Source organism: Nocardia sienata NBRC 100364, from assembly GCF_001613205.1.
Taxonomy (GTDB): domain Bacteria; phylum Actinomycetota; class Actinomycetes; order Mycobacteriales; family Mycobacteriaceae; genus Nocardia; species Nocardia sienata.
Window position 1 is genome coordinate 62880 of record NZ_BDBX01000039.1, and the last position, 14837, is coordinate 77716.

A 14837-nucleotide genomic window follows, 5' to 3' on the forward strand; every position below is an offset into this window, starting at 1 on the left:
GGTGGCCGGCGGCGTCCGGATCCGGTCACTGCAATCCGGCCGCGTCCATCCCGCGCAACTCCTTCTTCAGGTCGGCGATCTCGTCGCGCAGCCGGCCCGCGAGCTCGAACTGCAGCTCGCGGGCCGCGTTCATCATTTGATCGGTGAGCTCGGCGACCAGATCGGCCAGCTCGGCGCGCGGCATCGACTTGATATCGCGTCCCTCCACGATGCCCGCGCTGACCGCCCGGCCGGGCTCACCCTGCGCCCGCCGGCCACGGCTGGCGTTGCGGCCGGAACCGCCGACTTCCACCTCGTCACCGGCCTCGGAATAGACCTGATCGAGGATATCGGCGATCTTCTTGCGCAGCGGCTGCGGATCGATACCCATTTCCGCGTTGTAGGCGAGCTGTTTGGCGCGCCGGCGCTCGGTCTCGTCGATGGCGTCGCGCATCGAGTCGGTGATCTTGTCCGCGTACATGTGCACCTCACCGGACACATTGCGGGCGGCCCGGCCGATGGTCTGGATCAAGCTCTTCGTACTGCGCAGGAAGCCTTCCTTGTCGGCGTCCAGAATCGCGACCAGCGAGACCTCGGGCAGGTCCAGGCCCTCGCGCAGGAGATTGATCCCGACCAGCACGTCGTACTCCCCCAGCCGTAGCTGGCGCAGCAACTCGACCCGGCGCAGGGTGTCGATCTCGGAGTGCAGATAACGCACCCGCACACCGAGACCCAGCAGATAGTCGGTGAGATCCTCGGCCATCTTCTTGGTGAGCGTGGTGACCAGGACCCGCTCGTCGCGCTCGGTCCGCAACCGGATCTCGTGCACCAGGTCGTCGATCTGCCCCTTGGTGGGTTTCACCTCGACCTTGGGATCGACCAGGCCGGTGGGACGGATGACCTGCTCCACCACCTCGCCACCGGTGCGGCCGAGCTCGTAGTCGCCGGGGGTGGCCGACAGATATACCGCCTGCCCGATCCGTTCGGCGAACTCCTCCCAGGTGAGCGGTCGGTTGTCCACCGCCGAGGGCAGCCGGAAACCGTATTCCACGAGGTTGCGCTTCCGCGACATATCCCCCTCGTACATCCCGCCGATCTGCGGCACGGTCACATGGGATTCGTCGATCACCAGCAGGAAATCGTCGGGGAAATAGTCCAGCAGGGTGGCCGGTGCCGAACCGGCGGGCCGGCCGTCGATATGACGCGAATAATTCTCGATACCGGAGCAGAATCCGACCTGCCGGATCATTTCGAGGTCGTACTGGGTACGCATCCGCAACCGCTGCGCCTCGAGCAATTTGCCCTTGCGCTCGAGCTCGGCGAGGCGTTCCTCGAGCTCGGCCTCGATAGCGACGACGGCCCGTTCCATCCGCTCCGGGCCCGCCACATAGTGCGTGGCCGGGAAGATACGCACGGTATCCACCTTGCGCACGACATCCCCGGTGAGCGGGTGTAGATAATAGAGTTCTTCGATCTCGTCGCCGAAGAATTCGATACGGACGGCCAACTCCTCGTAGGAGGGGATGATCTCGACGGTATCGCCGCGCACCCGGAACGAGCCCCGCGTGAACGACATATCGTTGCGCGTGTACTGGACATCCACCAGCATCCGCAGGAAAGCGTCGCGATCGACCTCCGAACCCACCTCGAGCAGGACGGAGCGGTCCAGATAGGACTGCGGCGTACCCAGACCGTAGATACAGGACACCGACGCGACCACCACCACATCCCGGCGCGACAGCAGCGCGGAGGTCGCCGAATGGCGCAGCCGCTCCACATCGTCGTTGATCGAGCTGTCCTTCTCGATATAGGTATCGGTCTGCGCGATATACGCCTCGGGCTGGTAATAGTCGTAATAGGAGACGAAATACTCCACCGCGTTGTGCGGGAACATTTCGCGCAGTTCGTTGGCCAGCTGCGCCGCCAGCGTCTTGTTCGGCGCCATCACCAGTGTCGGCCGCTGCAGCCGTTCGATGAGCCATGCCGTGGTCGCCGATTTACCGGTACCGGTGGCGCCGAGTAGCACCACATCGGGCTCGCCCGCGGTGATCCGGCGCTCCAGCTCCTCGATCGCGGCGGGCTGATCACCGGCCGGCCGATGGGGGCTGACCACCTCGAACCGCCCACCGGTGCGTTCGATCTCACCGACCGGGCGGAACTCCGATCGGGCCAGCGGAGTCTCCCCGTCGGCCTCGGTCCCGCTGACGCCGGCCGCACGGAGTTCGGTTGCGAATGCCATGTCCCAAGACTAGGCGCGCACACCGACAGAATCCCGCCCGCTACCGGTGCCGGAGCACACATCCCGCGGCCGGTCCCGGCGCGACGGGCGGCGGCCCCCACGCGCGGACAGTCGAGTGGGTAGATTCAGCAGCTGTGACAGAGGCATCGACCGTGGACGTCCACCGGCCCAAGGTGGAGTACTTCGATATCGCGGAATTGACGAACACCGACCCGAAAGGTTTCGTCCGCGATGTGGAGCGCTACCACCTCGAGCCCTGGGGGCTGTACATGGCGCGGACCGCCGACCACCCGCAATTCCACTACATCGAATCGTGGCTGCTCCCCGAATTGAACCTGCGCGCGACAGTGTTCCATTTCCATCCGGCCCATCGACGCGATCAGGACTATTACCTCGACATCGGCGAATTCGGTGAGGTCGGGCCGAAGAAATGGCGCTCGGTGGACCATTATCTGGACCTGGTGGTTCGCACGGGCCGGGAGACCGAACTCCTGGATGTCGACGAGCTCCTGGCCGCGCACACCATGGGCCTGCTGGACCCCCGCGCCGCGGAGCGAGCGGTGGCCACGGCCACCCGGGCCATCGACGGTATCGCCGCCCACGGACACGACTTCCTGGCCTGGACGGCCTCGCTGGATATGCCGCTCAGCTGGCTCTGACCCGCCCCAGCCGGCCAGGCACGGCGCGGCCGAACCCGACCGGCCCGCTGCGCGGAGCGGGTCACAGCCCGGGCACGTCCCCCTACCGCTACTCCGGATGCGCGGCCCGCCAGGTGAGCACCCGCTGGTACACCGCATCGAACCAGGGTTCCTTGACCGCCAGGTAGGCGGCGACGGCTTCCTCTCGATCGAGCCCGCCCGCCGCGGCCGCCGCCTTCCGCTTCACCTCGGCGTATTCCGCCCGCGCGGCCGGTTCGGCGCGCAGCCAGTCGCGGAAGGCGAGCGCGAACACCTGCCCGGGCCCTCCGGCGACCCGCAGATGGACATAGGCCGGGCGCCCGGGATCGGCGCTGCCGTGCACGCGTTTCTCCCAATGCCCCGGATCCACCTCGGCCCCGGCACCGGGCTTCGGATTGTCGTGGGTGTGCTGTGGGATCGCCGGGAACCCGGCGGCGGCCAGCGCGTCGCGGATACTGTCGGCCGCGGCGAGATCCGGCACGGTGATCTGCAGGTCGAGAAGATCTTTCGCGGGCAGACCGGGCACCGCGGTGGAGCCGATATGGTCGATCCGCACCGCGGCGGCACCGGCGGCCACTCGCAGCCGCGCGATCAGCCGCTGCGCCTGCGCGGACCATCCCGGATCCGGGTCCACGAGCCGTGGCACCGGGCGCACCGCGCTACCGGAACGCATATTCGCCTCGAATGGGATCAACCGTTCCTCCCACAGCCGCGCCACAGCGGCCTCGACCGCTGCGGCCGGGCCGTTGTTGTCCAGCAGCACATCGGCGGCCGCGCGGCGCTGTTCGTCGGTCGCCTGCGCCGCGATCCGCGCCCGCGCGTCGTCCTCGGCCACCCCGCGGAATTCGACCAGGCGCCGGATGCGGGTTTCGGCGGCGACATCCACCACCAGCACCAGGTTCATGAAGGGCGCCATATGGTTTTCCACCAGCAGCGGAACGTCCTGAACCACAATGGCGTCCGGCGCGGCGGCGGCGAAGAGTTCGGCCGTGCGCTGCCCGACCAGCGGATGGGTGATGGAGTTCAGGGTGGTGCGGGATTCGTCGTCGCGAAACGCTCTGGCCGCCAGCGCCGGACGATCCAGGCTGCCGTCCGCGGCGAGAATATCCACACCGAACGCTTCGACCAGGGCGGCGAGCCCCGGCGTGCCGACCGCGACCACTTCCCGCGCGATGACATCGGAGTCGATGAGCACCGCGCCCCGTTCCACGAGCGCTCGCGCGACCGTCGATTTGCCCGCTCCCATACCGCCGGTGAGGCCGATTCGTAACATTCGCTCAGTCTCGCATTCGCCCCTACCGGCATGGCGGCGAGGTTTCACGCATTACCCGCTCGACACGCCCACGGGTGGCAGAACGGCGCAAATGTCCTGATTACGCCGGCTGCTGCGTTAGTGTTCGGCCTGAGTGCACGCCCCGATTCACCGCTTCTGTTACGGATAGCAAAGGAACGAGCATGCGCATCAGGCACTACCGCACAGGCCGGCACCGGCTGGGAGCGCCGGGGCGGGTGCACTGTCTCACCATTCCGGCCGTGGCGGCGTATCTGGCGAAGAATCGCCGCCCCTGGCTCAGCCTTTTCACTATCGCGCCTCGTCACAGTCTTGCCGCTCATCGCCCGCGTCCGTCGATCGTCTGGCCGCGCTGGGTCCCGGTCCCGGCAGGTTAGTTCCTCGACGGACAACGGTGGCCCGGTCCTCGGACCGGGCCACTGTTGTGCTGTGTTCATGTGCGGCGCCTTCGGCGCCGCGGGCTCGAGGCCCCCTCGGTCTCGCCGTTTCGGCCTCGAGACTCGCGCTTCGCGCATGCGATGTGCGGTGGTCCGTCCATGGAGTGCGACCTTTGAGCACCTTCGGTCAAGGGGCGAGACGGGCCTCAACCCTTTGAGGTGTCTCGTAGGACTCGACTCATGCGGGTTGCGTCGGCATTCGATGTCCGGGTCGGATGCCGACCTCGCGCACCGAGTGGGAAACCCGCGGTCATCCAGCCGGGCCAGAGCGGCAAACAACGTGGTTCTGTCACCGTTTCGACCGGTTGAGCAGAACCGGTCGGATACGCAGAAGACCCCGGTCCCCTGATGGGGGCCGGGGTCTTCCTACGTTCGGCTATCCGCTAGCGGTATTCGCCTCAGGCGTTACCGGACAGCTTCTCCCGCAGAGCCGCGAGCTGGGCGTCGCTGGCGAGCGATCCGCCGGCCGACTCCTGCTGGCCGGCGCTGGACTGCGCGCCGCTCTCGGAGGAGTAGTTCGACGAACCGCCGCCGCCCGCGGCCTCGGCCGCGGCGTCGGCCGCCATCTTCTCCATCTGCGCGGTGTGCATCTTGTGCCGGCGCTCCGCCTCGGCGTAGCGGCCTTCCCACTCTTCGCGCTGCTTGTCGAAGCCCTCGAGCCATTCGTTGGTCTCGGGATCGAAGCCCTCGGGGAAGATGTAGTTGCCCTGCTCGTCGTAGCTGTCGGCCATGCCGTACTTCGACGGATCGAACTCGGAGCTGTAGTCCTCGTTGGCCTGCTTGAGGCTCAGCGAGATCCGGCGACGCTCCAGGTCGATGTCGATGACCTTGACCATCGCGTCGTCGCCCACGACCACGACCTGGTCCGGGACCTCCACGTGGCGCTCGGCCAGCTCGGAGATGTGCACCAGGCCCTCGATGCCCTCTTCGACGCGTACGAACGCACCGAACGGCACCAGCTTGGTGACCTTGCCCGGCACGATCTGGCCGATGGCGTGGGTGCGGGCGAACTGCCGCCACGGATCTTCCTGGGTGGCCTTCAGAGACAGCGAGACGCGCTCCCGGTCCAGGTCGACGTCGAGCACCTCGACGGTGACCTCGTTGCCCACCTCGACCACCTCGGAGGGGTGATCGATGTGCTTCCAGGAGAGCTCGGAGACGTGCACCAGGCCGTCGACACCGCCGAGATCGACGAAGGCGCCGAAGTTGACGATGGAGGAGACCACACCCTTGCGGACCTGGCCCTTCTGCAGCTGGTGCAGGAATTCGCTGCGCACCTCGGACTGGGTCTGCTCCAGCCAGGCGCGGCGGGACAGGACCACGTTGTTGCGGTTCTTGTCCAGCTCGATGATCTTGGCCTCGATCTCCTTGCCGACATACGGCTGCAGATCGCGGACCCGGCGCATCTCGACCAGCGAGGCGGGCAGGAAGCCGCGCAGACCGATATCGAGGATCAGACCGCCCTTCACGACCTCGATCACGGTGCCGCGGACGGCCTCGTCCTTCTCCTTGAGCTCCTCGATCGTGCCCCAGGCGCGCTCGTACTGCGCCCGCTTCTTGGACAGGATCAGGCGACCCTCTTTGTCCTCCTTGGTGAGGACAAGAGCCTCCACCTCATCGCCCACGGAAACGACCTCGTTCGGGTCGACATCGTGTTTGATGGAGAGCTCGCGAGACGGAATGACGCCTTCGGTCTTGTAACCGATGTCGAGCAGGACCTCGTCGCGGTCGACTTTGACGATGGTTCCTTCGACGATATCGCCGTCGTTGAAGTACTTGATCGTGGCGTCGATGGCGGCGAGGAAATCCTCGGCGGAGCCGATGTCGTTAACGGCTACCTGCGGCGAGGTGACGGTGGTGGGCATGTGGCGGTTTGCTCCGGACGGATTGTGATCGGTTGCGGACATTGAGACTTTCGGTACGCTGCGATACACCCAGCGGCTCCAGGTGTGATCACTTGCGCGTTCAGCGTACGCGACCCGGAACCGGGCGGGCAAACGACCCCCCGCAGCGAATCTATAGGCTTGAAATCGTGTCCGACGACCTCGTTCAAGATCGCCACGCTCAGGCCACCGAACTGCTGGGCACCGCGGGTGCGGCACGCCTGCGGATCGGCTCGGCCGAGAGCGAACGCGCGAACCGGCGCTGGTGGGACGCCGACGCCGGCCAGTACCACGATACGCACGGCGATTTCCTCGGTGTCGACAGTGTCGGCGGCGAATTCGTCTGGTGCCCGGAGGGCCTGCACGAGGGCGATATGCGGTTCCTCGGCGAGGTCACCGGTAAACGGATACTCGAGGTCGGCTGCGGATCGGCGCCCTGCGCGCGCTGGCTGGCCGGCCGGGGAGCCCATCCGGTCGGACTGGATATCTCGCGGGGAATGCTGTCACGGGGGCTTGCCGCCATGGCGCGGGGCGGACCGCGCGTGCCGCTGGTGCAGGCGGGCGCCGAGGCCCTGCCGTTCGCGGACGAATCCTTCGATCTGGCCTGCTCGGCTTTCGGCGCGGTCCCTTTCGTCGCCGATTCCGCCCTGGTGATGCGAGAGGTCGCGCGGGTACTGCGGCCGGGCGGGCGCTGGGTGTTCGCGGTGAACCATCCGATGCGGTGGATCTTCCGCGACGATCCCGGTCCCGACGGCCTCGAAGCGGTGATCCCCTACTTCGACCGCACCCCGTACACCGAGATCGACAGCGAGGGCCGCTGCACTTATGCGGAGCACCACCGCACCATCGGCGACCGGGTCCGGGAAATAGTGGCGGCCGGACTGCTGCTCGACGATATCGTCGAACCGGAGTGGCCGGAATGGCTGGACCGGGAATGGGGCCAGTGGAGTCCGTTACGCGGGCAACTGTTCCCGGGAACGGCCATCTTCGTGAGCCATAAACCCGACCGGCCGTAGGTCCCGACGGTAAGCGCTCCTCCCGTCGAAGAGCAGAGTGCGCCGCGGACGCGGCCCGGACGCGGGACACCTCGGCGGTGACGGACACAAGAATCTCCCGGCTCGCTCGAAAACGAGCGAGCCGGGATTCCGGTCCGATCAGGATCCGTCGCCGCGCGACGGCCGCGGGGAGCGCCCGGCCTGCTCCAGCGCGCGCCGCAGGGCGAACTCGATCTGCGCGTTGACGCTGCGCAGATCGTCGGCCGCCCATTTGGCGATCGCGTCGTGGATCGCGGGGTCGAGCCGGAGCAGGACCTTCTTGCGCTCGGCCATCAGTTGTACAGCGATCCCGCATTGACCACCGGCTGCGTCGGCCGGTCACCGCACAGCACCACCAGGAGATTCGAGACCATGGTGGCCTTGCGTTCCTCGTCCAGCTCGACCATGCCCTCGGCGGTGAGCCGATTCAGCGCCAGTCCGACCATGCCGACCGCTCCTTCGACGATCTGCGTCCGAGCGGCCACCACCTGCGCCGCCTGCTGACGGACCAGCATCGCCTGCGCGATCTCCGGGGCGTAGGCGAGGTGGGTGATCCGCGCCTCGATCACCTCGATCCCGGCGGTTTCGGTGCGGTCGCGCAATTCCACGGTGAGTTCCTCGGCGACCTCGGCGCCGTCGCGCAGGCTGGTGCGGCCGGCGTCGTGGGCGTCGTAGGGGTGGGTGGTGGCCAGGTGCCGGACCGCGGCCTCGGACTGGGTTTCCACGTATTCCTCGTAGTCGTCCACGGCGAAGGCCGCCTTGAAACTGTCGACCACCTTGTAGACGACCACCGCCGCGATCTCCACCGGGTTACCGTCGGCGTCGTTGACCTTCAGTTTCTGGGTTTCGAAGTTGCGAACCCGCAGCGAGATACTCCGGCGATCGGTCAGTGGCAGGACCGAGAAGAATCCGGGCTCACTCACCGAGCCGATATAGCGGCCGAAGAACTGGACGACCTTGGCCTCGTTGGGATTCACCACCGTCAGGCCGGTGATGCCGAGCAGCAGGATCACCCCCAGCACGCACGCGACGATCGCCCCCGCCAATCCCGCGGCGTTCTGGTGCTGTGCGAATGCCGCGAATCCCGCGATCGCCACCGCCGCCAGCGCGATGGTGAGCACCAGCCAGATCAATAGCACGACGAACCCGTTGACCCGCGCGGCGTTCCGGAATGTCATGACATCCTCCCTCTATCAAAGTGATATCACCAAGATAGCATGAAGGTCGCCGGGCCGGGTGCGCACGATACGAATCGCGAACCGCCGGCCCCGCGGCCGGACACCGCCGATTGCCTGCGACCATGTGCGGATGGAACGGACAGCACTGGGTGAGCGGCTCCGCCTCGGCGTGATCGAGGGTGACGGGATCGGGCCCGAAGTGGTGGGTTCGGCGCGGCGGGTGGTCGACGAGGCACTGTCCGCCGCCGGCGCGGCCGAGGTCGACTGGGTCCCGTTGCCGATGGGCCGGCGGGCCATCGACGAATTCGGCACCGCCCTACCGGAATCAACCCTGACCGGTCTGCTCGACACCGACGGCTGGATCCTCGGCCCGCACGACAATGCCTCCTATCCCCCGCAGCACCGCATCGCCCCCGGCGGTGCGATCCGGCGCCATTTCGGCCTGTACGCCAATATCCGGCCCGTGAAAGCATTTCCCGGCGTCGCCGCGCTCGCGCCGGATATCGATCTGGTGGTCGTCCGCGAGAACAGCGAGGGTTTCTATGCCGACCGGAACATGGCGGTCGGCTCCGGGGAGTTCTGTCCCACCCCGGATATCGCGCTGTCGGTCGGCCTGGTGACCCGCGCGGCCTCCGAACGGATCGCGCACGAGGCCTTCCGGCTGGCCGCCGCCCGGCGCGGCCGGGTGACCATCGTGCACAAAGCGAATGTGCTGCCGCTGAGCATGGGATTGTTCCGCGATACCTGCTATGCCGTGGCGCGCGAGTACCCCGGTGTGACAGTGACCGACGAGCACGTCGACGCGGCCGCCGCGCATCTGGTTCGCGCCCCCGGCGATTTCGATGTGCTGGTCACCGAGAATCTGTTCGGCGATATCCTGTCCGACCTGGCCGCACAACTCGGCGGCTCACTGGGTACGGCCGCCTCTCTCAACTGCTCGGCCGACCGGGCGATGGCGCAGGCCGTCCACGGCGCGGCCCCCGATCTGGCCGGGCACAACCGCGCCGACCCGGTGGCTGCGCAACTGTCCGCCGCCATGTTGCTGCGCTGGCTCGCCGACCGGCGCGACCAGCCGGTGCTCGCCCGGGCAGCGGAGCGGATCGAACACGCGGTGGCGGCGACCTTCGCCGCCGGTATCGCGACAGCCGATCTGGGTGGTCTGGCGTCGACCAGCGAATTCACCGAACAGGTCACCGCCCGGGTCCACTTCCGATAGCGACCGCCACACCGTCCACCGCGAGCCGCAGCCAAGATACGGGCGTGCCACCGCGGGTCCCGAAGACTCCGCCAGCGCGCCGTGCCGGGAGGCGCGGCGCGGCCGAAGCGCCCCGTCGGCCCACCCGCATATGGTGAAATTCCGCTCCGAGAATGTCATTGTGGTTCGAAGAGTCCGGTGCCGGACGACGAACCGCGCGAGAATAAACAGCAGGACAAAGCCGAATATGCCGCAGCAGAACCCCGAACCGACCGTGGTCGCCGTCTACGAGTTGGTGGCGACGCGGTACCGGCGAGTTGCGGAATTCCGTCTCGCGGCAACGGGCACCGTGGCATTGACGCTCGCCGAAGCCGGTGGATGTCCGATGGCGCGACGGTGGTTGCGCGACGGCCTCCGCGTTCCGGGCACCTCGCAGACCGTCACCGCGGAGGACGGGACCGCCTTCATGCGCGCTCTGCTGCTGCCGCGCCCGCTCAGATATAGCCGGGTGGTCGACGAAAGCCCCGGCCCCGCCGCTGCCGAAGTCCGGCGGCGACGATCGGCCGGTTCCGGGGAACCGCCGCGCCGGAGCCGAACGTAGTGCAATGAATGCGTTGTCCCCGTGGCGCGGCATCACCGACGAGACACTGTTGCGCCTGACCAATCTCGCCGGCCGGGTGAGTAAATTCCGGTCCGGACTGATTCGCGACTACAGTTACCACCTCGACGTACTGATCGAAGAGCTGACCACCAGCGACCGCGATTTCGAACTGCCGATGGAGTGGCGTTCCGTGGCGGAGCCGGGCGCGCGCGGAGCCGTGCCGCCCAGCGGCCGCTTTCCGGCCTACACACCGAGCCGCGCCGAACACCACGTCGCGACGCGGCGCCTGGTGATCGACGAAGAACTCTCGGAGACACTGCCCAGCAGCGCGAACGGTATCTATGTCACACGCGATCAAGACGGCGTCCTGTACGTGTACAAACCAGACGATCTGGAGATGTACGACGGCCTGAACTGGCTGCCGCACGTGTCCGGCCAGTTGGCGCGCAGAGAGGTCGCGGGGTTCCGGATATTCGAACTGTTGCAGGCGCCGCGGGTGCCACCGACGGCACTCGTCGACGGGCCACGCGGGCCGGGCATGGCGCAACTGTTCGTCCCGATGAAGGCCAGTAAGGATGTCGGCCGCTACCCGGTGCTGCAACAGCAGCAGGCCGCGATAGGTCATTTCGTGGCCGGTAGCCACGACGGGAACGAGACGAACTTCCGGCCGGCTTACGACGGGAACATCGAGAGCCATCGTCCCGATGACGATCTGGTCATCTTCGATCTGGGGCAGTCCGGACCCGAATCGCCCGACCCGCGACGCGGCGATCAGGACTTCGCCATCATCTCCCCGTTCATCGAGCGTTGGGCCGGCGAGCAGTTGGATCCTGACCTGCTGCGAACGGTCCGGGCGATCCCACCCGAGCGGCTGGGTAGCTGCCTCGAAGACCTCCGGTTCAGTGACAGCGCTATCGACAACGACCTGGACCGATTGGAGTATGTGCAGCGTACCGGCACCGTCACCGCCGATTGGCAGCCATCCTGACGCCCCGGCCGGACGGTCGCTACAGCAGCCGGGAGAGAAACGATCTGGTGCGGTCGTGCGTCGGATTCGTCAGCAGATCTTCCGGCGCCCCGGCCTCGACCACCACTCCCCCGTCCATGAACACCAGCTGGTCGGCCACCTCGCGCGCGAAACCCATCTCATGGGTCACCACGATCATCGTCATACCCGAGGCCGCGAGCTCACGCATGACCGTGAGAACTTCACCGACCAGCTCCGGATCCAGCGCGGAGGTGGGCTCGTCGAACAACATGAGTTTCGGGTCCATCGCCAGCGCCCGGGCGATCGCCACCCGCTGCTGCTGGCCACCGGACAACTGTGCCGGATAGGCGCCTGCCTTGTCGGCGAGCCCGACCCGGTCCAGCAGCTCCCTCGCCCGCGACACCGCCTCGGCCCGGCGGATCTTCTTGACCTGGATGGGTGCCTCGATGATGTTGGCGAGCACGGTGCGATGCGGGAACAAGTTGAAATGCTGGAAGACCATGCCGATCTCACGCCGCTGACGGGCGGCGTCGCGGGGGTGCAACTCGTAGAGTTTGCCGCCTTTCTCGCGGTATCCGACAAGTTCCCCGTCCACGTACAACCGGCCCGCGTCGACCTGCTCCAGATGGTTGATACACCGCAGAAAAGTGGATTTTCCCGAACCCGACGGCCCGATCAGGCACATCACCTGGCCGTGCCGGACATCCAGTGATATGCCCTCGAGCACCCGTAGCGCGCCGAAACTCTTGCAGACCCGGTCGGCGCGCACCATCGGTTCCGTCGCACTCATTTCGCCCGCACCTCTCCGCGCGCGTCGGCCAGCTCTTGGAGTTGTTTGGCGGTCAGTTGCCGGGAGATCCCCCGCGAAAAGTATTTCTCCAGATAGTACTGGCCGACCATCAGCACGCTGGTGATCGCCAGATACCAGGTGGCGGTGACCAGCAACAGCGGGATGGGCAGGAAGTTGACCCCGTAGATATCGCGGGCCCGGCCGAACAGATCGGTACTGAGCGGTATGGCGGTGACCAGCGCGGTGGTCTTCAGCATGCTGATGAGCTCGTTGCCGGTCGGCGGGATGATCACCCGCATGGCCTGCGGCAGCACCGTCCGCCGCATGGTCTGGGACCAGGACATGCCGAGCGCGATGGACGCTTCGCGCTGACCTTCGCCGACCGAGTTGATACCGGCCCGGACGATCTCGGCCATATACGCGGCCTCGTTGAGTCCCAGCCCGATCACGGCGAAGGCGAACCCGGCCTGCAAACTCTGCACATCGACCTCGAACAGGCGCGGGCCGAAGGGCACCCCGAACGCCACGTTCTGGTACAGCGACGGGACCAGGCCCCAGAAGACCAGTTGCACGTACACCGGGGTCCCGCGGAACACCCACAGGTAGACCCAGGCACTCGCCCGCAGCACCGGGTTCGGCGACAGCCGCATCACCGCCAGCGTGGTACCGAGTACGACGGCGATGACCATCGCGAGCACGGTGAGCTCCAGGGTGACCATCGCGCCCGCCGCGATCCGGGTATCGCGGAGATATTGCCAGTACACATCCCAGCGATACGCGGGGTTGGTGGCCGCGCCGTAGACGAACAACCCGGCGAGCGCCAGGATCAGCGTGGCGGCCACCCAGCGGCCGGGCCGCCGCAACGGCACAGCGGCGATGGGTTCGGGTTCGGCGGCCCCCAACGGATCGGCGGTCATCACGTCGGCTCCCTCGCACCGTTGATCACGGAGTTGCGCAATGCGCCCTCCTGGACACCCCAGTTCTCGGTGATCTGCCGGTACTGCCCGTTGTCGATGAGGTGCTGCAGCGCATCGCGCAGCACCGGCGCCAGCGGCGACCCTTTCGCGACGGCCCATCCGTAGGGCGCCGCGTCGAAGATCGGGCCGGCCGGTTCGATCTTGCCGTCGGTCTGTGCTATCGCGTACGCGGTGACCGGGGAATCCGCGGACATGGCGTCGACCTGGCCGAGTACCAGCGCATTGGTCACCGCGCTCTGCTCGTCGAACGCATCGATGATGATCGGGTCCCGGCCCGCCGCGACACAGGCTTCGCTCTTGGCCGGGACTTCTTCTATGTGCTCCACCGTTGTCGCCTGGACCGCGACGCGCTTACCGCAGGCGTTCGCAGGGTCGACGTGCCGGCCGGTGCGCTGCGCCCACTGCACGCCCGCGCTGAAATAGGTGACGAAATCGACCTGCTTCTCCCGCTCCACCGAATCGGTGATCGAGGACATGCCCAGATCGTAGGTACCGGCCTGGACGGCGGGAATGATCTTCTCGAACGCCGATTCGGTGTAGCGGGCGCGCAGCCCGAGGACCGCGGTGACCGCGTCCATCAGATCCACATCGAAACCGACGATCGCACCGTGGCGGTCGCGGTACTCGTTCGGCTGATACGGCACATTGACCCCGACCACCACCTCCCCGGCGGCGGCGATATCGGCCGGCACCCGCGCGGCCAGCGCGTCCACCGCGCGCACCGCGACCTTGGGCGGCACCGGCCCGGTGTCCTCGACATTGGTCACACACCCGGCCACCAGCGCGAGACCGGCCAGCCCGCACACTATGCGCCGCACCCGGGCACCGGATCGATCCATCACCGCCACCACCTGCCGCTCACGAAGAATCGGACCCTCGGCCGCTCGTCGACCTTGTCAGGCACAGTAGGCGACCGCGGCCCGCGGCACACCCCGGGTAACGCAAGATTGATCTCCGGGCGCGCCGCACCCTGGAACCACCGCCCCGGTGCTCCGGCGCCCGACCCGCTACCGTCTGCAGAGCATGGTGCAGTCGGTGGAATTACTGCTCGACGAGGCAGCCGAGCAACGTATCCGGCGGCAGTGGGAACTGCTCGCCGAAGCGGGACTGCCCGGACTGGGGCAGGGCAGACGCGACGGGGACACCGAAGGCCACCGGCCGCATATCACGGTGGCGGTGGCCCGGCAGATCTGGCCGCGGATCGAACAGGAACTCGACCGGTTGCCGTTCCGGCCCTTCCCGGTACGTCTCGGCGGTGTGCTCGTATTCGGCGCGCGGCGGCCGATCCTGGTGCGGGCGGTGGTTCCGTCCGAACAGCTGCTGGCCTGGCATCGCCGCATCCACCAGGTGATCGAGCCATGTCCCGATATCCCGGCCAACCTGCGCCCCAACCAGTGGACACCGCATGTCACGCTGGCGCGGCGGGTCCTCCCGCAGCGGATCGGTGACGCGGTGGCCGCGGTGGCCGCCGACCGGGACACCACCGCGACCGTGGTGGGCGTCCGGCGCTGGGACGGCGACCGGCGCCGGGCGTGGGCGGTGGCCGAACACGGCTGACCGGAGCCGGC

14 protein-coding genes are annotated in these 14837 nt (G+C 67.4%); 6 read left to right on the top strand and 8 right to left on the bottom strand.

Annotation, left to right across the window (positions count from 1 at the left end):
- Positions 1 to 25 precede the first annotated feature (25 nt).
- Positions 26 to 2218, bottom strand: coding sequence for an excinuclease ABC subunit UvrB (gene uvrB, locus NS4_RS21295; RefSeq protein ID WP_281004606.1), 2193 nt, complete (start codon positions 2216 to 2218; stop codon positions 26 to 28).
- A 134-nt stretch (positions 2219 to 2352) separates the two neighbouring features.
- Between uvrB and NS4_RS21300 the strand changes: the two genes are divergently transcribed.
- On the top strand, positions 2353 to 2877 hold the full coding sequence (locus NS4_RS21300) for a ribonuclease FAU-1 family protein (protein ID WP_063061285.1): 525 nt from the start codon (positions 2353 to 2355) through the stop codon (positions 2875 to 2877).
- Between the two features lie 88 nt (positions 2878 to 2965).
- Here the strand turns inward: NS4_RS21300 and coaE are convergent, their stop codons facing one another.
- Positions 2966 to 4168 (bottom strand): dephospho-CoA kinase, encoded by a 1203-nt coding sequence (gene coaE, locus NS4_RS21305; protein WP_063061286.1) that lies wholly within the window; start codon positions 4166 to 4168, stop codon positions 2966 to 2968.
- 853 nt (positions 4169 to 5021) lie between these two features.
- Positions 5022 to 6488: a 30S ribosomal protein S1 gene (rpsA, locus tag NS4_RS21310; protein ID WP_063061287.1), complete on the bottom strand. Its 1467-nt coding sequence runs from the start codon at positions 6486 to 6488 to the stop codon at positions 5022 to 5024.
- 167 nt (positions 6489 to 6655) lie between these two features.
- Between rpsA and NS4_RS21315 the strand changes: the two genes are divergently transcribed.
- A complete protein-coding gene (locus NS4_RS21315) occupies positions 6656 to 7522 on the top strand; it encodes a class I SAM-dependent methyltransferase (RefSeq protein WP_063061288.1) in 867 nt (288 codons plus the stop codon).
- A 138-nt stretch (positions 7523 to 7660) separates the two neighbouring features.
- Here the strand turns inward: NS4_RS21315 and NS4_RS32685 are convergent, their stop codons facing one another.
- Complete coding sequence (locus NS4_RS32685) at positions 7661 to 7834, bottom strand: type II toxin-antitoxin system antitoxin (protein ID WP_169811792.1); 174 nt, start codon at positions 7832 to 7834, stop codon at positions 7661 to 7663.
- Positions 7834 to 8718, bottom strand: a complete 885-nt coding sequence (locus tag NS4_RS21320; protein ID WP_063061289.1) for an SPFH domain-containing protein — start codon at positions 8716 to 8718, stop codon at positions 7834 to 7836. Before NS4_RS21320 ends, NS4_RS32685 begins: the two co-directional genes overlap by 1 nt.
- A gap of 130 nt (positions 8719 to 8848) precedes the next feature.
- Between NS4_RS21320 and NS4_RS21325 the strand changes: the two genes are divergently transcribed.
- The 3 genes from NS4_RS21325 to NS4_RS21335 all read left to right on the top strand — a co-directional run bounded on the left by NS4_RS21325 (position 8849) and on the right by NS4_RS21335 (position 11502).
- Complete coding sequence (locus tag NS4_RS21325) at positions 8849 to 9934, top strand: isocitrate/isopropylmalate dehydrogenase family protein (RefSeq protein WP_063061290.1); 1086 nt, start codon at positions 8849 to 8851, stop codon at positions 9932 to 9934.
- A 226-nt stretch (positions 9935 to 10160) separates the two neighbouring features.
- Positions 10161 to 10514: a hypothetical protein gene (locus tag NS4_RS21330; RefSeq protein ID WP_063061291.1), complete on the top strand. Its 354-nt coding sequence runs from the start codon at positions 10161 to 10163 to the stop codon at positions 10512 to 10514.
- A 4-nt stretch (positions 10515 to 10518) separates the two neighbouring features.
- Positions 10519 to 11502, top strand: coding sequence for a protein kinase family protein (locus NS4_RS21335; protein ID WP_063061292.1), 984 nt, complete (start codon positions 10519 to 10521; stop codon positions 11500 to 11502).
- 19 nt (positions 11503 to 11521) lie between these two features.
- Here NS4_RS21335 and NS4_RS21340 read toward each other — a convergent pair whose 3' ends face one another.
- Genes NS4_RS21340 through NS4_RS21350 form a run of 3 tightly spaced genes read right to left on the bottom strand, consistent with a single transcriptional unit; the run spans position 11522 to position 14108 of the window.
- On the bottom strand, positions 11522 to 12274 hold the full coding sequence (locus tag NS4_RS21340; protein WP_169811794.1) for an amino acid ABC transporter ATP-binding protein: 753 nt from the start codon (positions 12272 to 12274) through the stop codon (positions 11522 to 11524).
- Between the two features lie 14 nt (positions 12275 to 12288).
- The gene (locus tag NS4_RS21345) at positions 12289 to 13209 is read right to left on the bottom strand and encodes an amino acid ABC transporter permease (protein WP_063061294.1); all 921 of its coding nucleotides are present in this window, start codon (positions 13207 to 13209) and stop codon (positions 12289 to 12291) included.
- Positions 13209 to 14108 carry an ABC transporter substrate-binding protein gene (locus NS4_RS21350; protein WP_063061349.1) on the bottom strand — a complete coding sequence of 300 codons (900 nt, stop codon included), beginning with the start codon at positions 14106 to 14108 and terminating at the stop codon, positions 13209 to 13211. The genes NS4_RS21345 and NS4_RS21350 overlap by 1 nt, the downstream gene beginning before the upstream one ends.
- 184 nt (positions 14109 to 14292) lie before the next feature.
- Here NS4_RS21350 and NS4_RS21355 point away from each other — a divergent pair, with 184 nt between their 5' ends.
- Complete coding sequence (locus NS4_RS21355) at positions 14293 to 14826, top strand: 2'-5' RNA ligase family protein (RefSeq protein ID WP_063061350.1); 534 nt, start codon at positions 14293 to 14295, stop codon at positions 14824 to 14826.
- The last annotated feature ends 11 nt before the right edge of the window (positions 14827 to 14837 follow it).